The sequence below is a fragment of the Rhodococcus coprophilus NBRC 100603 genome (assembly GCF_001895045.1).
GTDB classification, from domain to species: domain Bacteria; phylum Actinomycetota; class Actinomycetes; order Mycobacteriales; family Mycobacteriaceae; genus Rhodococcus; species Rhodococcus coprophilus.
Genome location: NZ_BDAM01000001.1, coordinates 699114 through 724016 on the forward strand (window position 1 = coordinate 699114; position 24903 = coordinate 724016).

22 protein-coding genes are annotated in these 24903 nt (G+C 66.5%); 7 read left to right on the forward strand and 15 right to left on the reverse strand.

The genetic code is table 11. The features are described from left to right. Window positions 1-98: 98 nt before the first annotated feature. Window positions 99-347: a DUF2631 domain-containing protein gene (locus RDCOP1_RS03195; RefSeq protein ID WP_072698579.1), complete on the forward strand. Its 249-nt coding sequence runs from the start codon at window positions 99-101 to the stop codon at window positions 345-347. Window positions 348-446: 99 nt separating this feature from the next. On the opposite strand, the gene RDCOP1_RS03200 is transcribed toward RDCOP1_RS03195, so the two are convergent. Genes RDCOP1_RS03200 through RDCOP1_RS03210 form a run of 3 tightly spaced genes read right to left on the reverse strand, consistent with a single transcriptional unit; the run spans window position 447 to window position 3722 of the window. Further along, window positions 447-1232 (reverse strand): enoyl-CoA hydratase/isomerase family protein, encoded by a 786-nt coding sequence (locus RDCOP1_RS03200; RefSeq protein ID WP_072698580.1) that lies wholly within the window; start codon window positions 1230-1232, stop codon window positions 447-449. 16 nt (window positions 1233-1248) lie between these two features. After that, window positions 1249-2520, reverse strand: a complete 1272-nt coding sequence (locus RDCOP1_RS03205) for an acetyl-CoA hydrolase/transferase family protein (protein ID WP_231922958.1) — start codon at window positions 2518-2520, stop codon at window positions 1249-1251. After that, complete coding sequence (locus RDCOP1_RS03210) at window positions 2517-3722, reverse strand: CaiB/BaiF CoA transferase family protein (protein ID WP_072698581.1); 1206 nt, start codon at window positions 3720-3722, stop codon at window positions 2517-2519. The genes RDCOP1_RS03205 and RDCOP1_RS03210 overlap by 4 nt, the downstream gene beginning before the upstream one ends. Before the next feature lie 114 nt (window positions 3723-3836). Here RDCOP1_RS03210 and RDCOP1_RS03215 point away from each other — a divergent pair, with 114 nt between their 5' ends. Beyond that, window positions 3837-5354 (forward strand): class I adenylate-forming enzyme family protein, encoded by a 1518-nt coding sequence (locus RDCOP1_RS03215; protein WP_072698582.1) that lies wholly within the window; start codon window positions 3837-3839, stop codon window positions 5352-5354. A gap of 46 nt (window positions 5355-5400) precedes the next feature. Next, window positions 5401-6177, forward strand: coding sequence for an SDR family NAD(P)-dependent oxidoreductase (locus RDCOP1_RS03220; RefSeq protein WP_231922959.1), 777 nt, complete (start codon window positions 5401-5403; stop codon window positions 6175-6177). A 10-nt stretch (window positions 6178-6187) separates the two neighbouring features. Here RDCOP1_RS03220 and RDCOP1_RS03225 read toward each other — a convergent pair whose 3' ends face one another. From RDCOP1_RS03225 to RDCOP1_RS03250, 6 genes are all read right to left on the reverse strand, one after another. After that, window positions 6188-7234 carry an ABC transporter ATP-binding protein gene (locus RDCOP1_RS03225; RefSeq protein WP_072698583.1) on the reverse strand — a complete coding sequence of 349 codons (1047 nt, stop codon included), beginning with the start codon at window positions 7232-7234 and terminating at the stop codon, window positions 6188-6190. Continuing rightward, window positions 7234-8361, reverse strand: a complete 1128-nt coding sequence (locus RDCOP1_RS03230) for an ABC transporter ATP-binding protein (protein ID WP_084722324.1) — start codon at window positions 8359-8361, stop codon at window positions 7234-7236. Before RDCOP1_RS03230 ends, RDCOP1_RS03225 begins: the two co-directional genes overlap by 1 nt. Further along, the gene (locus tag RDCOP1_RS03235) at window positions 8358-9260 is read right to left on the reverse strand and encodes an ABC transporter permease (RefSeq protein WP_084722326.1); all 903 of its coding nucleotides are present in this window, start codon (window positions 9258-9260) and stop codon (window positions 8358-8360) included. Before RDCOP1_RS03235 ends, RDCOP1_RS03230 begins: the two co-directional genes overlap by 4 nt. Beyond that, a complete protein-coding gene (locus tag RDCOP1_RS03240; protein ID WP_072698584.1) occupies window positions 9257-10210 on the reverse strand; it encodes an ABC transporter permease in 954 nt (317 codons plus the stop codon). The genes RDCOP1_RS03235 and RDCOP1_RS03240 overlap by 4 nt, the downstream gene beginning before the upstream one ends. 102 nt (window positions 10211-10312) lie before the next feature. Further along, entirely contained in the window at window positions 10313-11884 is a 1572-nt protein-coding gene (locus tag RDCOP1_RS03245) for an ABC transporter substrate-binding protein (RefSeq protein WP_143152175.1), read from the reverse strand. A gap of 46 nt (window positions 11885-11930) precedes the next feature. Then, window positions 11931-13502 carry an ABC transporter substrate-binding protein gene (locus RDCOP1_RS03250; protein ID WP_072698586.1) on the reverse strand — a complete coding sequence of 524 codons (1572 nt, stop codon included), beginning with the start codon at window positions 13500-13502 and terminating at the stop codon, window positions 11931-11933. A gap of 262 nt (window positions 13503-13764) precedes the next feature. Between RDCOP1_RS03250 and acuI the strand changes: the two genes are divergently transcribed. From acuI to RDCOP1_RS03265, 3 genes are read left to right on the forward strand one after another with little or no spacing between them, the layout of a single operon-like run. Beyond that, a complete protein-coding gene (gene acuI, locus RDCOP1_RS03255) occupies window positions 13765-14748 on the forward strand; it encodes an acrylyl-CoA reductase (NADPH) (RefSeq protein WP_072698587.1) in 984 nt (327 codons plus the stop codon). A gap of 12 nt (window positions 14749-14760) precedes the next feature. After that, the gene (locus tag RDCOP1_RS03260) at window positions 14761-15957 is read left to right on the forward strand and encodes an FAS1-like dehydratase domain-containing protein (protein WP_072698588.1); all 1197 of its coding nucleotides are present in this window, start codon (window positions 14761-14763) and stop codon (window positions 15955-15957) included. A gap of 25 nt (window positions 15958-15982) precedes the next feature. Next, window positions 15983-17686 (forward strand): class I adenylate-forming enzyme family protein, encoded by a 1704-nt coding sequence (locus RDCOP1_RS03265; protein WP_174555752.1) that lies wholly within the window; start codon window positions 15983-15985, stop codon window positions 17684-17686. Window positions 17687-17744: 58 nt separating this feature from the next. Here the strand turns inward: RDCOP1_RS03265 and RDCOP1_RS03270 are convergent, their stop codons facing one another. Further along, entirely contained in the window at window positions 17745-18923 is a 1179-nt protein-coding gene (locus RDCOP1_RS03270; protein WP_072698589.1) for an alpha/beta hydrolase family protein, read from the reverse strand. A gap of 59 nt (window positions 18924-18982) precedes the next feature. Here RDCOP1_RS03270 and RDCOP1_RS03275 point away from each other — a divergent pair, with 59 nt between their 5' ends. Beyond that, a complete protein-coding gene (locus RDCOP1_RS03275) occupies window positions 18983-19624 on the forward strand; it encodes a TetR/AcrR family transcriptional regulator (RefSeq protein ID WP_072698590.1) in 642 nt (213 codons plus the stop codon). Between the two features lie 28 nt (window positions 19625-19652). Here RDCOP1_RS03275 and RDCOP1_RS03280 read toward each other — a convergent pair whose 3' ends face one another. The 5 genes from RDCOP1_RS03280 to RDCOP1_RS03300 are packed head-to-tail and all read right to left on the reverse strand — an operon-like array spanning window position 19653 to window position 24847. Further along, window positions 19653-20741 carry an acyl-CoA dehydrogenase family protein gene (locus RDCOP1_RS03280; RefSeq protein WP_072698591.1) on the reverse strand — a complete coding sequence of 363 codons (1089 nt, stop codon included), beginning with the start codon at window positions 20739-20741 and terminating at the stop codon, window positions 19653-19655. Then, window positions 20738-21937, reverse strand: a complete 1200-nt coding sequence (locus tag RDCOP1_RS03285; RefSeq protein ID WP_072698592.1) for an acyl-CoA dehydrogenase family protein — start codon at window positions 21935-21937, stop codon at window positions 20738-20740. The genes RDCOP1_RS03280 and RDCOP1_RS03285 overlap by 4 nt, the downstream gene beginning before the upstream one ends. Continuing rightward, window positions 21934-22728: an enoyl-CoA hydratase/isomerase family protein gene (locus RDCOP1_RS03290; RefSeq protein ID WP_072698593.1), complete on the reverse strand. Its 795-nt coding sequence runs from the start codon at window positions 22726-22728 to the stop codon at window positions 21934-21936. The genes RDCOP1_RS03285 and RDCOP1_RS03290 overlap by 4 nt, the downstream gene beginning before the upstream one ends. Beyond that, window positions 22725-23678, reverse strand: coding sequence for an acyl-CoA dehydrogenase family protein (locus tag RDCOP1_RS03295; protein WP_072698594.1), 954 nt, complete (start codon window positions 23676-23678; stop codon window positions 22725-22727). The genes RDCOP1_RS03290 and RDCOP1_RS03295 overlap by 4 nt, the downstream gene beginning before the upstream one ends. Further along, the gene (locus RDCOP1_RS03300; protein ID WP_072698595.1) at window positions 23675-24847 is read right to left on the reverse strand and encodes an acyl-CoA dehydrogenase family protein; all 1173 of its coding nucleotides are present in this window, start codon (window positions 24845-24847) and stop codon (window positions 23675-23677) included. Before RDCOP1_RS03300 ends, RDCOP1_RS03295 begins: the two co-directional genes overlap by 4 nt. Between the last annotated feature and the right edge of the window lie 56 nt (window positions 24848-24903).

The following is a 24903-nucleotide window of genomic DNA, read 5'->3' on the forward strand; positions in this document are numbered from 1 at the left end:
TCGTGCCGACGCGTCCGGTGAACGCCCCCACTTCATACGACGGGCGGTCGTATGTCACGATTACCGGCAACAGACCAACTGGCAAGCAGGAGGAAACGGTGGCCGGTACCGAGCTGGAATCCAACCATGACAGAACGGTGGCGGAGGTGCCCTCGGCGGAATGGGGCTGGAGCGGTGAAGCACCGCGGGTGTTCCGCGCCGCAGGCTGGATTTTCGCGGCCTTCCTCCTCCTGATGATGATCGGCAATCACAGCGGCCGCGTCGAGGACCTGTACCTCATCGGCTTCGCTGCGGTGATCGTGTTCATCCTCGTACGCGACATCGTCGCGCGCCGCCGCATGCGGTAGTACCTCCTGGTCAGACGGCAGGGCCCGCCCGGAACGTGTTCCGGGCGGGCCCTGCGTCGTCTGTGGCGGTCGTGCACGCAACATGGAGTGAACGCGCGGTCAGCGCCCCTGCCATCGGGGAGCACGTTTGGCCGCGAACGCTCGCGGTCCTTCCTGCGCGTCCTCGCTGTTGTAACAGAGTTCGGAGGCGTGCCGTGCCGCCACCAATGCGGCCGAGCGTCCCATTTCGGTCGAGAGCATCACGGTCTCCCGCGCCGCGCGAACCGACAGCGGCGCGCCACCCAGAATCTCGCGAGCCAGTTCGAGCGCCGCGGGGAGGAGCGCGTCTGGCTCGGCGAGCCTGTTGACCAACCCGATTTCGTAGGCGCGTTGCGCGCTGATCGGCTTTCCGGTCAGGAGGATCTCCATCATGATCCGCTGCGGAATCATGTGGATCAGCGGCGCCGCCCACGGTGAACTCCGGCCCACCTTCACCTCGGTGACCGCGAATGTCGCATTCGTGCCTGCCACACAGAGATCGCACGACTGCGCGAGCAACCAGCCACCGGCGAACGCCGCACCGTTCACGGCCGCGATCGTGGGCTTCGACAGTTCGACGGTGTCGTACGGGACGGGTATCAGCGAGCGCGGCGGCACTCGCATTCCGGTCTCCACCATCTCCTTGAGGTCACCGCCCGCGCAGAATGCCTTCTCCCCCGCCCCGGTCAGGATGGCGACCCGCAGTTGCGGATCCTGTTCGAAGCGTTCCCACGCGTCATAGAGGCCCGCCCGCACCTCGGCGGTGAGACAGTTGCGCGTCTCGGGCCGGTTCAGGGTGATGACGGCGATGCCGTCGTCGCGCGCGTCGAACAGGACGGCGTCCTCCGCCGCGCTCCCACTGGTCATCGACCGGTCTCGTTCATCAGAAGCCTCTCTGTCGGATCACATGTGCTTCGCGGTCGAGCGCTTCCCGGAACTCCGGGTGCGCGACGGCGATCAGCCTTCTGGTGCGCTCTGCCAAGGTCTGTCCGCGCAGTTCTGCCGCGCCGAACTCGGTGACGACGACGTCCACGTCGCTGCGGGCCGTCGTGACCGGACCGGACAGGCAGGCGGTGATGCGGCTGACGGTCCCGCCTTTCGCGGTTGCGGGCAACGCCATGATCGCGTGACCGCCCGGCGATCGTGCACCTGCCCGGACGAAATCCACCTGACCGCCTGTGCCACCGAGGTACGCCGATCCGCTCTGTTCCGCGTTGACCTGTCCGGTCAGGTCGACCTCCATCGCCGAGTTGATGGTGACCAGCTTCTCCAGTTGCGCCAGAACGCCGGCGTCGTGGGTGTATGCCGTCGTGCACATCCGGATCTCGCTGTTGCGGTGTGCGAAGTCGTAGAGCCGGCGGGTGCCGATCAGGGCGCCGGTGATCGACACGCCGCGGTCGATTGCCTTTCGGGCGTTGGTGACTGCGCCCGCCTCGACCAAGTCGACCAGTCCGTCGCCCAGCATCCCGGAATGCACCCCGAGATCCCGGCGGTCGGACAGCAGACGAAGGATCGCGTCGGGCACACCACCGACCCCCATCTGGATGACCGAACCGTCGTCGATGTACGACGCGGCGTGCCGCGCGATCGCTTCGTCGGTCTCGCCGATGGCTCCGGGAGAAACCTGCACCGGCGGCCGGGAAACGTGTACGGCGTGATCGATATCGGAGGACGAGATCGTCTCACCGCAGGTGAAGGGCACCTGATCGTTGACTTCCGCTACCACGACGCGCGCACGCGCCACGGCTGCCTGTACGTAGTCGCTGACCAGCCCGAAGCTGTGGTTGCCGTCGTTGTCGGCGGGGCTGACCTGCACCAGTGCCACGTCGCAGCCGATGATTCCGGCCTCGATCATGGGACCGACCTGACTGACGTGGCACGGTATGACGTCGAGGCGGTGCGCTTTGCTCATCGACCTCAGGGCACCGATCGCGCCCATGCTCGACAGCGAGAAACTCTCCGCCGTCTCGGGAGTGAATATTCCGGAGAAACTCGTGGCGACAAAGACTTTCAGATCCCCGATGGCGTCGCCTTGCGCGATCAGCGCTTCGATCAGCGTCGACGGTTCTCCGCAGGCCTGCCCCACGACGATGTGGTCTCCGGGGCGGACGAAGTCGCGGATATCGATATCGGCATCGGTACGCCCCTGCATCATGGGCTTTCCGTTCCGTCGGCTGCCGTCGAGCCGAATGCGCGGTCGCGAGAACACGGTTCGGTGGATACTCGTAGCTGCGCGAGAACCTCGTCGGTGTCGGCGCCGAGCCTGGGAGCCGGCCCGGCTATGCGTCCGGGGGTGCGTGAGAACCAGGTCGGCGGGCCGGGGTAGCGCACCGGTCCGTAGGGAGATTCGACTTCGTCGAAGAATCCGGTCTCTTCCAGGTGCGGATTGTCGAACAGTTCGTCGAGCGTCCGGACGGGCGCGGCGGGAATGTCGCGTGAGCGCAGGAGGTCGAGCCACTCCTGCGTGGTGCGCTCCTCGAACGTCGTCCCCAGCAGTGCGTAGACCTCGTCTATCCGGCGGGCGCGTTGTTCGAGTGTCGCGAAGTGAGCGCCTGCCCATTCGGGCTTGACCGCGTCGACGAATGCCGCCCATTGCTTGTCGTTGTAGACGAGCGCCGAGATCAGTCCGTCCTTGGTGCGGTACGGTTTTCGGTTCCGTGCCACGACCCGCGGATAGACGGCAGGTCCGAGCGGCGGAGTGAACATGGCGCCGTTGCCGTGTTCGACGAGCATGAACGCCGCCATCGTTTCGAACATGGCAACTTCGACCTCCTGGCCCTCACCGGTGCGTTCGCGGTGGAACAGCGCCATCGTGGTGGCGTAGAGAGCGGTCATCCCGGCGACCTTGTCGGCGATGATCGTGCCCACGTACCCGGACTCACCGGTGAGTTGCTCCTGGACCGACGGGAGTCCGCATTCGGCTTGGATCGTGTCGTCGTAAGCGGTGAGGTCGGAGTCGGGGCCGCCGCGCCCGTATCCGTAGCAGTTGGTGTAGACGATCGACGGGTTGAGCGCCGCGACGTCGTCGTAGCCGAATCCGAGCTTCGTTATCGCCGTGGCGCGCATCGAATGGATGAACACATCGGCGTCGAGGATCAGCTCCCGTAGCGTGGCCGCTCCTTCGGTGGTGCGCAGATCCAGCACGACACTGCGTTTGCCACGGTTGACGTTGACGAAGACACCACCCATTCCCGGTTCGGGCCCGACCGAGATGTAGCGGGTGTTGTCACCGGCCGGTGGTTCGATCTTGATCACGTCCGCCCCCATGTCGGCCATGATCTGGGTGCAGTACGGACCCATCACCATTGCCGTCAGGTCGACGACTCGCACTCCTGACAGGGGACCTCGGTGTTTCATCGACAGAACCTCGCTGCTGCGTCGGGTCGGAGTCCCGGAGACGCACGCGGGCCTTCCGGGAACGGCGCAAAACTATCAGATGAATCTTTACAAGGATAGTGGTATGACTGGGTGGTGGACAGAACCAGAGCCCTCTCGGGCACGATCGACACGGTGCTCGATGCCGCGCTGGCAGCCCACCCCGACGCACCGGCGATCGATGCCGCATCCGGGGTCTGGTCGTACGCCGAGCTCGACGATCACGCGCGACGCGCGGCGGGAGCGCTGTGGTCACTCGGTGTCAGGCCCGGCGACCGCGTCGCCGCGTGCCTCCCCAACGACCTCGACATCGTCGCCGCTTTCCACGGCGCGCAACGCGTCGGCGCGATCTGGGCAGGCATCGGCGAAGCGCTGTCCGAGCCCGAACAGAAACATCTGCACGACATCTGCGCACCCACGGTGGTCCTCGCCGGATCGCAGTACAAGCCGGGCGGGCAGCGGAGTATCGATCCCGAGCGCTGGGCGCAGCTCCTCGGCAACGACCACGAGGTCCCGGAACTGACGCACGACCTCGATCAGCCTGCCGGAATCGCTTTCACCAGTGGAACTTCCGGGACTCCGAAAGCCGTGGTGCACAGCCAGCGCAACCTGCTCCTGCCCGGGGCGGTGCTCGTCGCCACCCGCGGCTGGGGACCGGAACTCCGCAAGGGAGACAGCTTCCCCCTCACTATCCTCAACCTCATGGTGCTCTCGACTCTCCTCACCGCCCAGGCGGGCGGGTGCGCGGTCGTCATGGACCGCCGCGACCTCGAGGGTGTCGCGGAGTGGATCTCCTCCCGCCGCGTCACCGTGTGGAACGGGGCGCCCGCGCAGCTCTACGATCTCGCCGCGCGCCCGGACCTCGATCTCGGATCTCTCCGTGAGGTGTGGAGCGGCGGCAGCGACACTCCCGACGCGCTGCGCAAGGCGTTCGCCGAGGCGCACGGCCTGGTGCCGCGGGTCACCTACGGGCTCACGGAAGCACCCACCGTCGTATCGATCGATCCGGCCGGGGCGCAGTGGCAGCCGGGCACGAGCGGGCAGGTGCTCCCCCAGTACGACGTCGGCGCCTACGACGACGAAGGTCGCCGCCTCCCTCCGGGTGTGCCAGGAGAACTGCGGCTCTCCGCTGCGACCACCGGGCCGTGGGCCGGCGCGTGGACACCGATGCTCGGTTACCTCGAGGCGGGGACCATCCAGGCGCCGGAGCCCGGAACGATCCCCACCGGCGACATCGGAACCGTCGACGACGACGGCTGGCTCACCGTCGTCGACCGTAAGAAACTCGTCATCATCCGGGGTGGTGCCAACGTCTACCCGCTCGAAGTGGAACGCGTCATCGCCACCCACCCCGACATCGCGAAGGTCGCGGTGTACCCGGTACCGGACGACCGGCTCGGGCAACGCGTCGCCGCTGTCGTCGAAACTTCCGGTGCACAACCGGATTTCGACGCGCTGACCGAGCTGTGCCGCAGTGAGCTTTCCCCGTACAAGGTCCCGGAGATCTGGACCCGGATCGACTGCCTGCCCGTCAACGCCATGGGCAAGATCCAGCGTGCCGGCTTGTACGAACTCGTCGACGCCCACCGCCGCTCCGGGCGCGACGACACATGACGACCTGCTCGCAGATCGTTCCGCCCACGAAATCGAGGAGTGCCCTGTGGCGTTGAACAACGAGATCGCCGCCCGGATGTTCGGCCTGGAAGGCCGGGTGGCGATCGTGACCGGCGCGTCGTCGGGACTCGGCGCGACAGTCGCCGAAACGCTGGCGGGGTTCGGTGCGAAGGTGGCGGTCGTCGCCCGGCGTAAGGACCGGCTCGAAGAACTCGCCGAGCGGATCGGCGGCATCGCGGTGGCCGCCGATCTGACCGATCTCGACGGAATCGGCCAGGTGGTGCCGGCCGTGGCGGAGAGCCTCGGACCGCCGGAGATCCTGGTGAACGCGGCGGGAAGCATGTTCACGGAGGAACGAGCGGAGTCGGAACCACTCGACGCGATGCGCCGCACGCTCGATCTCAACCTGCTGGCGCCGTTCCGGCTCGCCCAGGACGTCTTCCCCCATATGCGCGCGGTCGGCCGCGGCGCGATCGTGAACGTGTCGTCCATCAGCGGCCGGGTAGGCGTCCCCGGTATCCCCCAGGCCTCCTATGCCGCAAGCAAACTCGGGCTGTCCGGGCTGACTGCCGAACTGGCGGTGCAATGGGCGCGGCACTCGATCCGCGTGAACACGGTGGCGCCGGGGTTCTTTCGGAGCGAGATCACCGGCCCCCTCTACGAGAGCGAGCGTGCCTCCGAATACCTCCGGAGAAACACCCCGCTCCCCAAGGACGGAACGGCCGACGACATCGTCGGCGCGATCGTGTGGCTCGCCGGTGACGCCGGTAGTTACGTCACCGGTCAGACCATCGTCGTGGACGGCGGATGGACCGCACGCTGACCCTCCCCCGTCACCCGGTGAGGACGCCGGTACCTACCGCCTCACCGACGCTTACGGCCGCTGGGTCAGCGCCTTCGGGAAAATGGCACGCCACGAAATGCCCGGGCCGAATTTCGCGGACGCTGGGCTCCTCGACGGCACAAGTGTCCTGAGCCGACGGGCATCGGGTGCGGAACCGGCAGCCGCTCGGCGGATCGACCGGCGACGGAATATCGCCGGTGCTGACGGCGCGCCGCGGTTGCGCCTCTGGGTCCGGTTCGGGAACGGCGCTGATGAGGGCGCGCGTGTAGGGGTGTGCCGGTGCGGTGAACAGTTCGTCCGACTCCGCGACCTCGCACACCTTGCCGAGATACATCACCACGACCCGGTCGCTCACGTTCTTGACCACCGCGAGGTCGTGAGCGATGAAGACCAGGGTGAGCTTGTACCGGGTCTTCATGTCTTCGAGCAGGTTGATGATCTGTGCCTGCACGGATACATCGAGTGCTGCCACCGGCTCGTCACAGATCACGAGTTCGGGATCGAGAACCATCGCGCGCGCAATGGAGATCCTCTGGCACTGCCCGCCGGAGAATTCGTGGGGCAGACGATCTGACGCCGTGTCCGGGTCGAGTCCCACCCGCTCGAGAATCGTCCGGGTGCGACTCTCGATTTCGGTCGCCGACACCCCTCCCTGGATGCGCAAGCCTTCGGCGACGATGTCTTTGACCTTGCGCATCGGGTTCAGGGAAGAAATCGGATCCTGGAAGATCATCTGTAGTTTCCGGCGCTGGGAGCGGAGCCCGGAGCCGCGGAGGCCGACGAGTTCGGATCCGTCCACCACCACCGATCCCGATGTGGGCGGGGGAAGTTGCAGGATCGCCTTCGCCACACTGGACTTGCCGCATCCTGATTCCCCGACCAGACCGACGGTCTCTCCTCGCCGGGCGTCGAAGCTCACGTCGGAGACCGCGAAGACGCGCGCGTTACCGCCGTTCGCGTATTCGACGGTGAGGTTTCGCACGCTCAGCACTACGTCGGGGTCGTCGCGGAGGTGCGCTGTTCCACTGCCGGCCATCAGATCACGTCCCTGGAATCGATTCGGGTGCCCGCCGCGGTCACACCCGCGGCGGCGTTGACTTCTCGAGCGGTGTCACCGGCGGGCGTTCCCAATGGGAAGAAACATGCGGCCGAATGCAGGGGTGAGTCGTCGGTGACCACCAGCCGGGGAGTTTCCGACAAGCACCGGGCCTGCGCCGACGGACATCTCGGCGCGAAACTGCACCCCGGCGGTGGGTCGATGACGGTCGGTGGCCGGCCGGGAATCGAGGGTAGACGGGTGTGGCTCGGATCCGACAACCGTGGAATCGCGTCCATGAGTGCCCGGGTGTACGGGTGCCGCATGCGTGAGAACAGCTGTTTCGTCGGCCCGGTCTCCACGATCCTTCCCGCATACATCACCGCGATCGAATCGGTGCGTCCTGCCACGACCCCGAGATCGTGCGTGATGAGGATCATGCCCATGTCGGTCCTCTCCTGCAGATCGCGGAGCAGGTCGAGGATCTGTTGCTGCACGGTGACGTCGAGCGCTGTGGTGGGCTCGTCGGCGATGAGCAACTTGGGCGAGCACGCGATTGCCAGCGCGATCGTCACCCGCTGCCGCATCCCGCCCGAGAGGTGGTGCGGGTACTGGCCGAACCGTGTCGCGGGCTCCGGGATACCGACCTCGGTGAGCAACCGGATCGCCTCCGCCTTCGCCGAGCGGCGATCGAGACCGAGATGGAATCGGAGTGTCTCCGTAAGTTGCTGTCCGACGGTGAGAACCGGTGTCAGGGACGTCATCGGATCCTGGAACACCATGGACAGGTCCACACCCCAGAGGTGCTTGTTCCGCTTCGGAGAGACGGTGGCGAGATCGACCCCGTCGAGAAGGATCCGGCTGCCCGGCAGCACGTGCGCGTTCGGAGCCAGAATCTTCATGATCGCGCGGGAGAGCACGGACTTTCCGGAACCCGACTCGCCGACGATGCCGAGGGTTCGGCCGGCCGCGATGTCGAGGTCCACTCCGTCGACCGCCCGGACCAGACCCCGCGCAGTCTCGAAGCGGACCCGCAGATCCCGCACCTCGAGCAACGCGCCGCCGGGCGTGGTCGCGACCGGTTGCTCGACGGTGGTGCCGAGTACCGCCTCGTCTGCCTTGGTCATATGGACGACTCCCTGCCTACCCGGCCGCGCACCCAGTCGCCGAGTTTGTTGAACGAGTACACGGTGAGAAAGAAGAACAACGACGGTACGAGTACGAGATGCGGATACTCCCTCAGGGATTCGCGTCCCGCGGCCAGCATTCCGCCCCAACTGGGCGTCGGCGGTGGCACTCCGAGTCCGAGGAAACTCAGGCTGCCTTCGGCGACGACGAGGGTCGCCATCACCACGAGAGCCAGCGACATGACGGGGAGCATGACGTTGGCGAGCAACTCGCGCACCAGCACGCGCCACGGGCCCGCACCGAGAGCTTTTGCGGCCGTCACGAATTCGCGGCCGGAGAAGGCCATCGTGTTGGCGCGCGCCACGCGCGCGAAGTTCGGGATGCCGAGCAACGCCAGGCCGAGCACCAGTGTGGGCAAGCCCGGTCCCAGTGCGGCAACCAGCGCGATGAGGAAGATGAGGGCGGGAAAGGACAGCAGGAAGTTCACGAGAAGCGAGACCACACGGTCCACCACTCCTCGGAAATACCCCGCCACCATCCCCACCACGACGCCGACGATCATCGCGATGGCTGTGCCACCGATCGCCACTGCCATCGAGACCCGCGCACCGTGGATACACCGCGACAGGATGTCGCGGCCCAGCGAATCGGTTCCGAGTGGGTGCGCGCCGAATGAGGGCGGTGCACTGAAGTCGTCGGTGATCTCGTTGGGGTCGGGCAACGGTAGCCAGTCCGCCGCCACCGCGGCGAGGACGATCGCAGCGATCCACACCGCGCCGAGGATCGCGCCGTAGTCCCGTCGGCGCCGGCGTGTCTTTCTTTGAGCCGGAGGAGCTTCGACGATCGGGAGACCCACTTGCGCGGTGTCGGCGCCGCCCTGCCTGATGACATCGGTCACGACGCACGCACCTTCCTCAGCCGGGGGTCGAGCAAGGGGTAGGCCAGATCCACGACGGTGTTGATGGTCAGGTAGAGCAAGGCGCTGAGCAGGACGACGGCCTGCACGACGATGAAGTCGCGGGAAAGAATCGAATTGACCACGAGGCTGCCCATGCCGGGCAGGGAGAAGATCAGTTCCACGATCACGGTGCCGCCGATGAGCCGGCCGATCACCACGCCGGACACCGTGACGAGGGAGAAGGACGACTGCCGCAGTGCGTGCCGGACGAGGATTCGTGACGTCGGCAGGCCCCGGGCACGGGCCGAGAGCACGTGGTCCTGCTGCAGGGTGGCCATCATGTCGCCCTTGAGCAGACGCGTGAACAACACGCACTCCCCCGCCGCCAGCGTCAGCACCGGGAGCGCGATGTGCAGGAGGTGTTCGACGGGGTCCTCGGAGAACGGCACCCAGCCGAGCGTCGGCAGAACGCCCAGCTGCACGCCGAAGACGAAGACGAGAAGAATGCCCAGCACGAACGACGGCACAGCCAGGGTCGCGGACGTCAACGCGGTCGCGATCCGGTCCAGGCGGCCACCCGGGCGATAGGCGGACCACACTCCCACGGGGATCGACACTGCGAGCGCAACGATCATCGACAGGATCGCCAGTTCCAGTGACACCGGTGCCCGTTCGGCGATCGACGACAGCACATCCGTCTGCGTGGTGAACGAACGCCCGAAATCACCTTGCAGCACCGCGCCGATCCACGAGAGGTACCGCTCGACGAGTGGTTCGTCGAGGCCGTAGGTGGTGCGTGCGAGTTCGCGCATCTCGTCGCTCGCGCCCGGCGGGACCAGGCTGTCGACCGGATCGCCCGGGATCATTTCCAGCAGCAGGAACACCGCCACACTGACCATCCAGATCAGCAGTACGAAGTTTCCTATCGGTACCGCAGTTCGTCTGAACATTCGGCCCACGCTCGTTCAACCCCGTTCGTTCGGTGCGAAGATGCGTGCGGGCACAGCCGTGGATCACGACCGTGCCCGCCGCATCTCCGGGCAGGCGGAGAATTACTTGTCGACCCACGCCCGGTCGAGGTAGACCCCTGCGCCACTGAGCGTGCCCGTGAGAACCAGGCCCTTCACGTAGCCCGGCGTGAAGATGTATCCGGTCTGGTAGCGCCAGTTCCGCAGCGGCGCGTCGTTGGAGATCTCACCGTTGATCACCTTGTAGGCCTCGGCGACCACCTCGGGATCCTTGGATGCCCTGCTCACCTCGAGGGCCTCGTCGACCTTCGGATTCGAGTACCCGGTGATGTTGTTCGTCCCGTCCGAGTGGAACGTGTCGTAGATCGCGTCCATATGTTGCGACAACGTCGCTGCGATGCCCATCTGAAACTTGCCGGAACGCAGAACACCTTGCAACGTGGCGTAATCCATCGACTCGATCTCGACGCGCACCCCGTCGAGTTGCTGCACCTGCGACTGGATCAACTGCGCGACCTGTTCGAGCGCAGGCAGTCCGGCAAAGGTGCTCAACCGCAACGTGAGGTCGGACTTGCCCGTCTTCGCGAGGTACTCGTCGAGCAGAGCTTGTGCCTCCGGAAGATTCTTCTCCGGGAAAGTCCCGAGGGTGTCGTCGCGATACTCGCTGTCCGGGAACAGGAACGCGTCGACCGGCTCGTCACCGGGGTAGACGGCACTGTTGATCTGCGCGCTGTCGAACGTTTTGAGCACCGCCAGCCGCAGCTGCGGGTCCTTCAGGTCCGGATCCTCGAAATTGAGGTTCAGTCCGGTTCCCCCGACCAACGGGAGCGCATGGACGGTGAATCCTTCGGCTTCGACCGTCCTTGCGTCCTTCGAGAGCAGCGACCAGTTGATGTCGATCTCCCCGGTCCGCAGGGCGTTGAGTCTCTGGTCGTCTTGCCCGATCACCTTCAGCACGAAGGTATCCAGATACGGGGCACCCTCGTCCCAATAATCGGGGTTGGCGCTGAACCTGGCCTCGGAGTTGCGTGTCCACGCGTCCAGCAAGAAGGGACCCGCACCGACAGGAGCATTACCGAAGTCGGCCCCGAGCTGTGCGATCGCGGTGGGCGATCCGATCATGCCGAGACCCTGCGCGAGCGCCCACGGCAGCTGGAAGTTCGGCTCGGCCGAAACCAGCTCGACCGTGAGCGGGTCGATCACTCGCCAGGTGAGCGGGGCGGCGATCCGGGCGGACGGCGAGAGATTCGCGGGATCCTTGACGCGATCCCAGTTGAACACGACCGCGTCGGCGTCGAACGGGGTGCCGTCGCTGAACTGCACACCTTCACGCAGTTTCAGTGTCCAGGTGATTCCGTCCTCCGACTCGAACGACGACGCCATCGCCGGTACGAACTCCTCGTCCTCGGTGTCGAAGCGGAGGAGGGTGCCGAAGACGGGCAGGCAGCGATCGAAGGCATGGGTCGCACACCAGACCGGATCCATCGTCTGTCCCTCGACGTTGACGGCCATCACCAGCTCGCCGCCGCGCACGGGGGTGGTCGATCCGGCGCCTTCGTTTCCCGACCCGCCGCCACCACCGCAACCCGCGGCCACCACGACCGATGCGACGGCCATCAGCAACGCTCGTGGCATTGTCCGCGATCTCACTGTCACTCTGCTACTCCTGTCGTAGTTTTCCGCGGGTTGGCGGTGGTCGGGACTAATCGGTGACCCAGATCTCCTCGGGCAACGGTGATCCGAGGGCGTACACGTTCACGCCCTGCACGTTCTCTCCCCACACGACGGCCGGGACGGCGCGGTAGTACCAGATCCCGGGGTTGAGTTCGAGCAGACGTTCCTGGACGGTTTTGTAAGCGGCTGTGCGTTCTTCGACGGTCACACCCGTGCGGCCGGCGTCCAGTGCCGCGTTCAGTTCCGCATCGTTCACTCCCACGGTGTTGCCGGAAGAGTCCTTGTGGAACGCGAGCCACAGCGGGTTGTCGGGGTCCTGGATGACGGCCGACGAGATGAGCATGTCGAAATCACGTGCAGCGGTGCGGGCTGTCGCCTGCGCGTAGTCGACGACGTCGACCTTCGCCTCGACGTTCTTGAATGCGCTCAGCTGAGCCTGCAGTGCCTCGCCGAGTGTGCGGCTTTCCGTCGTCGGGTAGGAGAGGAACGTGAAGGAGACCGGCTTGCCTTCGGCAGCAAGTTCGTCGAAGAGCTTCTGTGCGGCGGCCGGATCGGTTTCCTTGAGCGGGATATCGCTGAAGAACTGTGAGTTCTCCTCGAAAAGGGTGTCGGGGATCTGGCCTTCGTCGTTGTAGACGGCCGTGTTGATCGCATCGAGATCGACGGCGAGAGAGACCGCCCGGCGTGCGCGTGCGTCGTCGAAGGGAGCCCGCGCGAAGTTCATGCCGACGAACTGCCCGCCGCCGGTCGGTACCACCGTGCTGTTCAGTCCCGCTGCTTCGATCTTGTTCAGACTCGCCCAGTTCGTCTCGGACGCGAGGTCTGCGGCGCCGGTCGTCATCGCGTTCACACGCTGGTTCGTGTCGCTCACCGTGCGGATGACGAGTTCGTCGAGGTACGGCTTGGGCGCGTCCCAGTAACCGGGGTTCTTCGTCAGTTCGATGGCGTCCTGACGCGTCCACGATGTCAGGGTGAACGGCCCCGCACCGACGGGGTTCGCGTCGAATTCCGCTTGGCCCTTCGCCAGTGCGGCCGGAGAAGCGATCCAGTTCAGCGAACTTCCGACAATCGACTGGGCGTAGTGCGGGTTCGGGGATCTCATCGTCACCCGCAGCGTGGTCGGGTCTTCGACCTGCGTCTCCGCGATCTGCGCGGCCCAGCGACCGGAGGTCGAGCCGAGGGCCGGATCGACGAGGCGATCCCAGTTGTACTTCACTGCGGCCGCATCGAGCGGGGTGCCGTCCGTGAACATGAGGCCGGGCTGGAGGGTCAGCGTGAACGTCGCCCCACCGTCGGTGGTGGAGAAGTCCGTCGCCATCTTGTATTCGATGTCGAGGGATTCGACGTCATTGGTCATCAAGGTGCCGTACAGCGCGTTGCCGAGGGCCGGCTGGAACGCCCAATAGTTGGTCAGCGCTGCGGGATCGAGCGATCGCGGCTCCCCGGTCTGCAGGACGGTGAGGGAACCGCCGGCGACCGGATCGCCGGCGGGGGCGCTGGAGTCACCCGAAGCGGAACTCGACTCGCTGCACGAACTCAGCAGCAGGGCCGCGGCACAGGCCACGGCCACCGCCGGCAGGAAACGTCTCTGTCTGAACATCAGGACCTCTCGGTAAGAACGGAACAGCGGGACGAGGCAGCGACCTGCACCGGTCGCGATGGAAGGACACGGGCAGAGATGGCGCCGCCAGGGGGGCGAGAGACCGCCTGCCCGTCGTTGATGGTGATGGCGATCACAGGGAGTATCACCGGTCGGCGCCGAACATTCAAGTATTGCCATCCTTGTAATGATTGAAGTACGGTGCGGTTCGATGCAACGTCCGAACGCACCACGGGCGGACCGAGGAAGGAAGTCTCTACAGATGTTTGCGGCACTAGTGATCGAAAAGGGCGACGCCGGCCAGACGGTGACGCGGAAGAACCTCGAGGACAGCGATCTGCCCGACGGCGACGTCACCGTCGACGTCGAATACTCGACCTTGAACTTCAAGGACGCACTCGCGATCACCGGCAAATCGCCTGTGGTGCGCAAGTTCCCGATGGTTCCCGGAATCGACCTCGCGGGCGTCGTCACCGAGAGCACCCACGCGGACTGGTCGCCGGGCGACCGAGTCGTCCTCAACGGTTGGGGCGTCGGCGAAACCCATTGGGGCGGATTGGCCCAGCGCGCACGGCTGAACGGGGACTGGCTCGTGCCGCTGCCCGCCGAATTCACCGCGCGGCAAGCGATGGCTATCGGCACAGCCGGGTACACCGCAAGCCTGTGCGTGGACGCCCTCTTGGACTTCGGCGTGACTCCGGATCAGGGCGAGGTTCTCGTCACCGGCGCGACCGGCGGAGTGGGCAGCGTCGCCATCGCGCTGCTGACCAAGGCCGGTTTCACCGTGGCGGCCGCGACCGGCAAGACGTCCGAGGCCGAATACCTCCAGCAACTCGGCGCGTCCACCGTCGTCGACCGCGCGGACCTGTCCGGGCCCGGCAAACCGATGCAGAAGGAACGCTGGGCGGCCGTCGTCGACACCGCAGGCAGCCATACCCTCGCGAACGCTTGCGCCCAAACCCGTTACGGCGGCGCAGTCGCCGCATGCGGGCTGGCGCAGGGGATGGACTTCCCTGCTTCGGTTGCGCCGTTCATCCTGCGCGGAGTGTCTCTCCTCGGCATCGACAGCGTCATGGCGCCGCGCGAACGACGCGTCGCCGCATGGGCGCGCCTGTCCCGCGATCTCGACACGAGCGCACTCGACGCCATCGCCCGGGAAGCATCGCTCGACGAAGCGATCACCGCGGCAGACCAACTCATGGACGGCACGGTGCGTGGACGCATCGTCGTCGACGTCAACCGATAACCGGGAGCACCGATGACCAAGAAATCCGCAGAGACCGAAACCGTCGAACTGGACCTGTCCGACGTCGACCATCGCGTGGGCAAGCCCGTTGGCGGTGGACAGCTGTGGGATCCGTGCAGTACCTCCGACATTCGCCGGTGGGCCATGGCCATGGACAACCCCAACCCCCTCCACTGGAACGAGACCTTCGCGCGGGAATCGAAGTTCGGGGGTCTCGTCGCTCCCCAGTCCATCGCGGTCGCGCTCGACTTCGGGCACGGCGCCGCGCCCGCGTGCGTCGGCTACATCCCGAACAGCCACCTGATCTTCGGCGGTGAAGAATGGTGGTTCTACGGCGTCCCGGTACGTCCCGGCGACAAGCTCTTCCAGGATCGCCGCTTCCACGACTACAAGGTCACGGAAACCAAGTTCGCAGGCCCCACGATGTTCTCGCGTGGCGACACCACACACACCAATCAGCACGGCGCCCTCGTCGCCCGTGAACGGTCCACCGCGATCCGCTACCTCTCGGCCGAAGCCACCAAGCGCGGCATGTACGAGAATCAACTCGGCGAGATCAAGAAGTGGACCAACGAGGAACTCCTCGAGATCGAGGCCCTGCGCCACGAATGGCTGCTGTCCAATTGGGCCGGCAAGTCGCCGCACTTCGACGAGGTCAAGGTCGGCGACACCCTTCCCCGCCGTGTGATCGGGCCGCACACCATCGCCTCGTTCACGACGGAGTACCGAGCCTTCCTTTTCAACATCTGGGGCACGTTCGAATGGGTTGCCCCCGAAGGTGTCGAGGACCCCTGGGTGAACCAGGACCCCGGCTGGGTCGAGGGATTCGGCTTCGACGAAGAAGGCGCCATGATCGACCCGCGCAAGCGTGACGGTCTGTACGTCGGCCCGTCACGGGGACACATCGACGCCGAGAAGGCCGGCGAGGTCGGCATGGCGCGCGCATACGGCTACGGCGCCACGATGGGCGCCTGGTGCACCGACTACCTGGCCAACTGGGCCGGACACGAAGGCATGGTGCGCCACATCAAGTCCGACTTCCGCGGACCTGCTTTCGAAGGCGACGTCACGTACTTCGACGCCGAGGTCGTGGGCAAGGAGACCGACACCACGTGGGGTGTGCCTCTCGTCCAGATCAAGCTGCGCCTGACCAATCAGGACGGCAACGTCCTCGTCTCCTCCACCGCCGAGGTCGAGCTGCCGCTCTGACGGCACCGCAGACAAGGGAGTCATCATGAGCACTGAGACGAAAACGGAAGTGGTGGAGTCCGCTTCGATCGTGTCGGGACCTCCGCTCAGCGAAGAGCCCGGTCTGGGAGCCCTCACCCTGCCCGGTTTCCTGCGCGAAGTGACCGAGTTGTACGGCGACCGCGAAGCGCTCGTGATGCACGACGCGGACGGCACCACCCGCTGGACCTACGCCGACCTGTGGGAACGCGCCGTCGAGGTCGCACGGGCATTGCGCGGAGTCGGACTCACCAAGGACGGCCGCGTCGGCGTGCTGATGACGAACCGTCCCGAATGGATCGCCGCGGTGTTCGGTACCTCGCTGGCCGGTGGAGTCGCCGTCACGCTGAGTACCTTCTCGACTCCCTCGGAACTCGATTACATGCTCGAGACTTCCGGGGTGTCGGTTCTGCTGTTCGAGCGCAATGTGCTCAAGACGGATTTCGCAGCGACCCTGGTCGCGTTGGAACCAGGGATCGGTACCGACGCGGCCGGCGGGGTGCAGTCGGTGAAATACCCGTTCCTGCGCTACGCGGCGATGCTCGGCGTCCCGGACGCGGATGTGCAGATCCCGTCGTGGGACGAGTTTCTCGCCCGCGGAGAGACACAGAACCGCGAACTGGTGGAGGCCTCCGCGGCGGCCGTCCGGCCCAGCGACGTCGCTGTGCTGTTCTTCTCCTCGGGGTCGACGAGCAAACCCAAGGGGATTCTCAGTGCCCACCGCGGCGTGAGTATCCAGATGTGGCGCTTCCGGCGCATGTACCGGTTCGCGCCCGAGCACGACATCCGCTGCTGGACGGCCAACGGTTACTTCTGGTCGGGTAACTTCGCGATGGCGTTGGGCAACACCCTCGCCAGCGGAGGATCTCTGGTGTTGCAGCCGACGTTCGACCCGGTCGAGGCACTCGACCTGATCGAGAAGGAGCGGGTGAACTTCCCCTTCGCCTGGCCCCACCAATGGGCACAACTCGTCGGCGCGCCCAACTGGGACAAAGCCGATCTGAGCAGCCTGCTCTACGTCGACTTCAACACCCCCGTCGCGCGGCATCCCACGGTGACGGCGGAATGGTACGAACCCAGCCACGCGTACGGAAACACCGAAACGTTCACCATCAGCGCGTGTTTCCCGGCGAACACTCCGCCGGAGGTGGCGGCCGGTAGCAGCGGCGAACCGCTGCCCGGGGTGACGATCTCGATAGTCGAACCGCTGACAGGCGAGGTCCTTCCGCGCGGCGAGCGAGGTGAGATCTGTGTTAAGGGGCCGACCCTGATGCTCGGATACGTGGGAACACCGCTCGTCGAAACACTCGACGACCACGGGTTCTTCCACACCGGCGACGGCGGCTACGTCGACGAGACCGGCCGGCTGTTCTGGGAAGGACGGCTCACCGACATCATCAAGACCGGCGGCGCGAACGTCTCCCCTCTCGAGGTCGACGAGGCGCTGGTGGCCCATCCCGCAGTGAAGGTCGCTCGCACCGTCGGTGTCCCGCACGACACGCTCGGTGAGGTCGTGGTGTCCTGCATCGTCGCGCACTCGGGCGCGACCGTCGACGCGGACGAAATCCGGTCGTACCTACGGGAACGGCTCGCGAGCTACAAGGTGCCGCGCCAGGTGCTGTTCTTCGAGGAAGACGAGATCAGCCTCACGGGCAGCGCAAAGATCAAGTCGAACGAGATCCGGGACCTCGCCGTCGCGCGTCTCGGGTGAAAGAACTTTGGTTGCTTTCTGCCCGCTCAGCGGGCAGAAAGCAACCAAAGTTGTCGGCTCAGCCGCAGGTCGGCGTCGAAGCGTCTCCGGTCCTCGCCTTGTCGACGAAAGCCTTCGTTTCCGGGAACGACTCCTCGAGTACGCCGCGATGGTCTGCACCGTCGTAGACGCTGTAGGTCAGCGCAGCACCGTTGCCGCACAACGCTTCGGTGATCCGGTCCGTGGCGGCCCGGGAGACGAGGACATCCGCGGTGCCCTGCACGACCAGCGTCGGCACCACCGGCGTGAGTGACTCGAGTTCCTGCGTCGCGTAGTACTCCCCGAGACGGCTCATGTCCGCATCCGGCGCAAACAGGTTGTCGACGGGAACTCTTGCGGCCGCCTCGCGTACGTCGTCCATGCACCCGGTGCGGGCCGCGGCGAGCAACGGTCGCGCGGTGTCGGTGAGCATCGCGTCGGCCGACAGGCTCGGGTCGGCCGCTTCCGCGCCGAGCAGCAGGACCGGCAGGAAGCTCAACGCCTGCTCGATGCCAGGTCCGCCGGACGCGAAGTAGCCCGCGACGTCGCTGGTCCGGCTTCCGGGTGCGAGTACGACCGCTGCTTGGAGTTCGAGTTCCGGAGCGCGATCAGGACCACCGGCGGCCGTGTACAACGCGGCGTGTCCACCTTGACTGTGCCCGATCACCGTCCAGCGACTCCCGACGTCGGCATCGAGTTCGCGCGCCGCACGTACGATGTCGACGACCGAATTCCTGGCGCTCTCGCCGTTCATGTAGGGATGTCCACCGGGTGTACCGAGACCCTCGTAATCGGTCTGGACCACGACGTTCCCGTCGGCGACCCAGCGATCGAGCATCGCGCCTGCTCTCGAGACGTAACTGTGGGCGGGACCGCCGATCGTGTCGGCCGACGGAGCGCAGGCATCGCCGACGCCCGTCGTGCCGTGGGCCCAGCTGACAACCGGCCATCCGCCTTCCGGCGCTTCCCCTCGCGGGATCGCTACGGTGCCGGACACCAGGACCGGTTGTCCGGTCGCATCCTCGGACAGGTAGGTGATCAACTCGGTGCGTGCCGCACTCGGGAGGGCGGCGGTAGTCGTCACCACCCGGTGGGTGACCAGTGATCCGGGCGAGCGGTCGCCTCCCTCGGGAGGGTTGCCGTTCGCGCAGGCCGCGAGACCGAGCATCGAGGCAAGCGCGAACGCCCCGAGGACTGAGCGGGTGGAGGAGTCGTTCATGGAGCTCCCTAAGAAGACTGTATTAATATTTCAGGTGAGCTTCTTAGTACAGTAGGGGCATGGCAGTGTCAACGGGTCGCCTCGCTCTTCTGGATGCGGCGGAGAAGCTGGTCGCCCTCAAGGGAATTCATGGGACGTCGGCGCGCGAACTCACCAAAGCCGCGGGCCAGCGGAACAACTCGGCGATTTCTTACCACTTCGGGTCGTGGCACGGACTACTCGACGCGGTCTGGAGTCGGCACGCACCGCGGATCAACATCGAACGCGCCACGCTCGTGGAAGTCGCCGAACTCGATTCACCACCTGCGCTCGAGCGCCTGGTATATGCGTACGTGCATCCGATCGCCGCGGAGGTCGCCCGCGGGAACCCCAGCTACTGGGCACGTTTCAACGAGCAGTGGCTCGCCGCCGCGCCACTCGAGTTTCTCACCGTTCCCGGGCCGGAGGGCGTCAGCGCCGACTACTACCCCAGCGACGAGTCACTCGACGTCCTGACCATGCTCCTGACCCGGATCGCGGAAAGACTCGGCCTCCCGGACAGCGACGCACGACGCCGGGTAGGACTGATGGTGCGGTTCGTCATCGGCTCGTTCGCCACGTGGGAACGCGCCCAGGAAACCCGGTCTGCGCCGGATCTGACGGCATTCGAGAACGAGATCCTCGACCTCGCGTGCGCGATGCTGCGTGTTCCCCCGCGCTGAACTCTACCGAGCGCGAGGAAATCTCATTTCACGCGGTTCCGCTCCGGTACCGCTGCGCCAGCCTGCTGCGATGTACCGCCGGCGACCCGAACAGTGCACGGTTCAGTGTCGCCCGCTTGAGGTACACATGGATGCCGCTCTCCCACGTGTATCCCATTCCGCCGTGCAACTGCATCGCCTTACCGGCGACGTCGACAGCCCCCGCACACACGAACGACTTGGCCATCGAGGCCGCCACGGACGCATCGTCTTCCCTCTGCACGACACTCCGCACCGCGGCGTCGACAAGCCTGCGCGCAACGGTGACCTGAACGAGCATGTCGGCGCAGGCGTGTTTCACCGCCTGGAACGAGCCGATCTTGCGGCCGAACTGTTCCCGCGCACCGGCGTAGGCGACCGTCGCCTCGAGCATCGCCTCGCTCAACCCGAGACTGTCGCAGGCCACCGCGACCGCGGCCCGATCCTCGAGGTGTCGCAGGTCCGCCCGCGCGTCGCCCCGGAATCGCCATACCGATTCGGGTGCGACGCGTACCCCGCCCGCAAGGACGGAGCCGAAGCTGCGGGTCTCATCGAGCACCGGTTGCTCGGTGATCACCAGTCCGGGTGCCCGGGGATCGACTTCGACGACCACGACGGTGCCGTCGGGTCCCTCGGCCGGGACGAGGAGGCGGTCCGCGCCGGGCGCCCCGGAAACGAAGCTTGCGGTGCCGTCGAGGACGGCACCTCCGGGGCCGTACTCGAGACGGAAGTGCGTCTGCCCTCGCGACTGCTCCCCCGCGGTGACGAAGACGGGGGCACATGCCCCCGACACGGTGTCGCGGAGCAACCGGTCGCGCTCGCGGCCGGGCTCGAGCAGACCGAGTGCCCCCACAGCGAGCACAGCGACCGCGGAGTACCGGCCGTCGGCGGCTGCTCGACCGATCTCGCGGAGCACCACGGCCACCTCCGCGAAAGTTGCGTCGGCTCCGTCGAAGTCACCGCCGGCCTCGAATCCCAGCCAGCCTGCCCCGGCGATCGCCGACCATTCCGGCGAGGCGAAACGGTTTCCGAGGAGATCCCGGGCCACCGCCCGTACGTCGTCGTGGAATTCGGAAAGGTCGGTGAGCGAATCCGTCATCGGGTGCCTCCCGGTTCGCGGGGCAGGCCGAGGCCGCGTTCCCCGATGATGGTGCGCTGGATCTCGCTGGTTCCGCCCGGGATCGTCCATTCCCACGAACCGATGAAGTCGAGTACCCATGCGCCCGACTCCCACCCGCTCGAGAGCGGCTTCCGCAGCTCGGTGTGGGCGGCGAGACCGGCGACCTCGGTGCCGAAATCGGTCATGCGCTGAAGCAGTTCGCTGTAGTACAGCTTGACGATCGAGGCATCCGCGGGCCCGGGCCGGTCGTCGGAAACGAAGTCGGAGCAGAGAGCGCGCAGGCCGGTGAGCTCGATCTCGAGCTGCGCGAGCCGGTCGGCGACCAGTGGATCGTCGAGTGGCACCGTCCCGTCCGGGCCTCGACGCGCGGACAGGTCGACGAGCCGGCGAAATCCACCGTTGCCCAGTCGCTCGGCGAGCTCGAGCATGGTCATTCCGCGTTCGGCGCCGAGTGTCTCCTGGGCCACCCGCCAGCCTTCGTTCTCCGGGCCGACGAGATCCGTTGCCGGGATTACGACGTCGTCGAGGAAGATCTCGCAGAAGTGCGATTCGCCGGTCGCCTGCCGGATGGGCCGTACCTCGATGCCGGGCAGGCTCATGTCCATGAGGAAGTACGAGATGCCCTTGCGCTTCGGGGCATCGGGGTCGGTTCGGGCCAGCAGGAGACAGCGGTCGGCGTGCATCGCACCGCTCGCCCACAGTTTCTGCCCGTTCACGACGTAGACGTCGCCGTCCCTGCGGGCACTGGTCGTCAGAGACGCCATATCGGAGCCGGCGCCGGGTTCGGAGAACCCCTGGCACCAGATCTCGCCGTCGAGGATGGCGGGCAGGTGCCGCGCGCGCTGTTCCTCGGTTCCGGCTGCGAGCAGTGTCGACGCGGCGTGGTGGATCGAGACGAAGGGCAGCACCAGCCGCGGTGCGTCGTGGGTGGCCAGTTCCTGGTACAGCACGACCTGTTCGGCGACGGACATCCCTCCGCCCCACTCCTCGGGCCAGTGCGGCACGGCGTAGCCCGCTCCGCGTAGCTTCTGGAACCACTCCTTCTGGAACCGGACGAATTCTTCGTCCGTCACACCCGTCTGTGCTCGGCGCCAATCCTCGGGGATGTGGGTGCGGCACCAGTCGCGGACGGCGGCCCGGAAATCCTCGAGGGCGGAGGTCGCTGCCCTCGTCACGTCGGCTCCTTCTGCCTCGACGCGCTCTTCCGGAGCGCCGTCAACCGGTCCCGGTGTTCGGCGGACTGCATGGTCGCGACCTCGGCCGCGAACCCTGCCTGCATCGGGCCGCCGAGCGCCTGGGTCAAATACATGTTGACGACACGTTTGGTCGCACGCAATGCCTGGGCAGGTTGCGCAGCGAAACGGCCGGCGAGCCGGCGGGCCTCGGGGAGCAGTTCGTCGGCTGCGGTCACGCGCGTCGCCAGACCGAGTTCGACCGCGGTAGCCGCGGGGATCCGGTCGCCGGTGTAGAGGTATTCGCGCGACCTCAGGATCGGGGTGAGCAGCGGCCAGAATGCGGCGCCGCCGTCCCCGGCGACCAACCCGACGGCAACGTGCGGGTCGGCCAGGTACGCCTTCTCCGACATGAGGACCACGTCGCACAGCACTGCGATGCTGCATCCGAGGCCGACCGCCGGACCGTTGACCGCAGCGATCACCGGAAGTGGGAAGCGGAGCATCTCGTCGATGATCTCCGCGCCCTCGCGGATGCTCTCGTCGCGAGCCACCGGATCGTCGAGGAAGGAGGTGATCCAGTCCAGGTCACCACCCGCGCTGAACGCACGGCCCGCGCCGGTGAGGATCACCACCGCCGCGTCGGTATCGGCGGCCAGTTGCCGCCACACGGTCGCGAGTGCCCGGTGCAGTTTCTCGTCGACCGCGTTGAGTTCGTCGGGACGGTTGATCTCGACGATGCGGACCGGACCTTCGCAGGTCACGGTCAGCGCGTCCGGGAAGTCGTAATTCATCGCGTCGCTTTCTCGTGAGCGTCACCGAACAGCCCGGTCAGCCCGATCCGCCCGATACGACGGGTCAGCGCGTCGAGCGTCCCGGACGGTCCCCACGGTGTGCGCCGAATCGGCAGGCTGTACCGGGAGATCCAGGACAGCGTCGTCTCGTCGCAGAACCCGCTCGCGCCGTGCAACTGATGTGCGACGCGGAAGACCGTCTGTGCTGCTTCGACGGCCGCCAACCGCAGTGCGAGTGCGTCGTCGACCGCCTCGGGGTTGCCCGCCTGGATGCTCCACAGGGTGTATTTGGCGAGCACGTCCACGCCGGTGCGTTCGACTTCCGCTTCGGTGAGCTGGAACTGGACGCCTTGCAGTTTCGCCAGTGGCGCCCCGAACTGTTCCCGCAGGAGCACGTGTGAGCGCGTCAGCTCCATCGCCCGATCGAGCATGCCGAGGAGGGTCCAGCACGGCAGGGTCAGTGCGAGCGCGATGTCCTTCGCACCGTCGTCGTCGAGGGGCTGCAGGTCGAGTTGCGCGACAAATGCCGATGTGCGCGGCGAGGTGCTCGGGGGCCGCGTCACCGCGGTGCTGCGCCGGCCGTCCAGGGAGACTGCGGCCCAGCGGAGGTCCAGGTTGGCGACAGGTGCCTTGGGGTCGGAATCCGCGACGACGAGCAGTCCGTCGACGTCGAGGTCGGTGGGCCGCGCCAGCCGCTCCGCGACCGGGTAGGGCACCGCCCAGTACCCCACGCTGCGGCACAGGGCAGCGGACGCCTCGAGTTCGTCGGCGTCACCGCGCGGATCTAGTTCCCACGCACCGAGTTCGCCGAGCAATGGCGCGACGACGGTGCCCCGCCGGTCGGGGTCGTTCTCGATTGCCTGGGTCAGGCTGTCTCCGCCGGCGGCTTCGAGCGCTCGGAGGGCTTCGCGCCCGAAGTCGGTCGCTTCCGTGCTCAACTCGGTTTTCATGATGCCGCCAGGAGGGTTCGGGCAAGCAGAATACGCTGCATCTCGATGCTTCCGGATGCCACGGTGGCTGCCTGCGAATAGCGCCAGTGATCTTCGACCGCGCGTCGGAACCACTTGGCGGTGTCGTCGTCGAATCGATCTGCCCCGGCTTCGGGTGGCGTTGCGTAGGAGGCGATCTCGGTGAGCACCTCGGCACTGTCCTGATCGAGGGTGGTCACTGCGATCCGATACGCCGCTGCGTCGCCGGGTTGCACGTCGCCGCCGCCTTGCAGCGACACCACGCGGTAGGCGAGAAGACGCGCCCGGCGGCAATGGGTGAGCATCCGTGCCCAGCGCGCCTTCAGTTCGTCCGGCACGTCGTCCCACCGGTCGCCGAGCACCGAGGGCGCCGCGTGCAGGAGTCGCTCACATCGGGCGTACCGGGCGATACCCACGCGTTCGTACGCGAGTACCTCCTGCACGACTTTCCACCCTTCGTCGACGGTGCCGAGAACGTCGGCGTCGGTGACCCGGAGGTCGTCGAAGAAGACTTCGTTGAGGTGGTGGGGCCCGAGCATCGCGCGAATGGGACGGACCTGGATGGCGGGATCGGACATCGGCACCAGGAATACGGTGAGCCCCTGCTGTTTCCGCGCTCCGGTGGAGGTTCGTGCGAGCAGGAAGCACCATTGCGCCATGGTGGCGTAGGACGTCCAGATCTTCTGGCCGGAGATGAGCCATCCGTCGCCGTCACGGCGGGCGGCGGTCCGCAGCGAGGCGAGGTCGGAGCCGGATCCGGGCTCACTGAAGCCCTGGCACCAGATGGCCTCCCCGCGAGCGATGGGCGGCAGGTGCTTGCGCTGCTGGTCTGCGGTTCCGTGACGCATGATCGTCGGGCCGACCCAGTTCACGCCCATGTACTGTGCGCCTCTGGGCTCGTGATGTGCCCACATCTCTTCGCGGACCACCGTCTGTTCCCAGATCGATGCCCCGCGGCCCCCGAATTCCTCCGGCCAGGTCATGCACAGCAAGCCGCGGTCGGCCAGGAGACGGCAGAACTCTTGTGCCGCTTCGAGATCGGCAGGGTCGTCGGTGAACGCCCCGAGAAAGTGCGAGGGGACGTGCTCGTGTACCAGCCGGCGTAGCTCACTCCGGAGTTCCGGGGCCGCCCCACCCATCGTGAAGTCCATGCCCGGACATTACGACAATCCTAACAAGGATAGCAATGCTTACGAGAATTAACCTC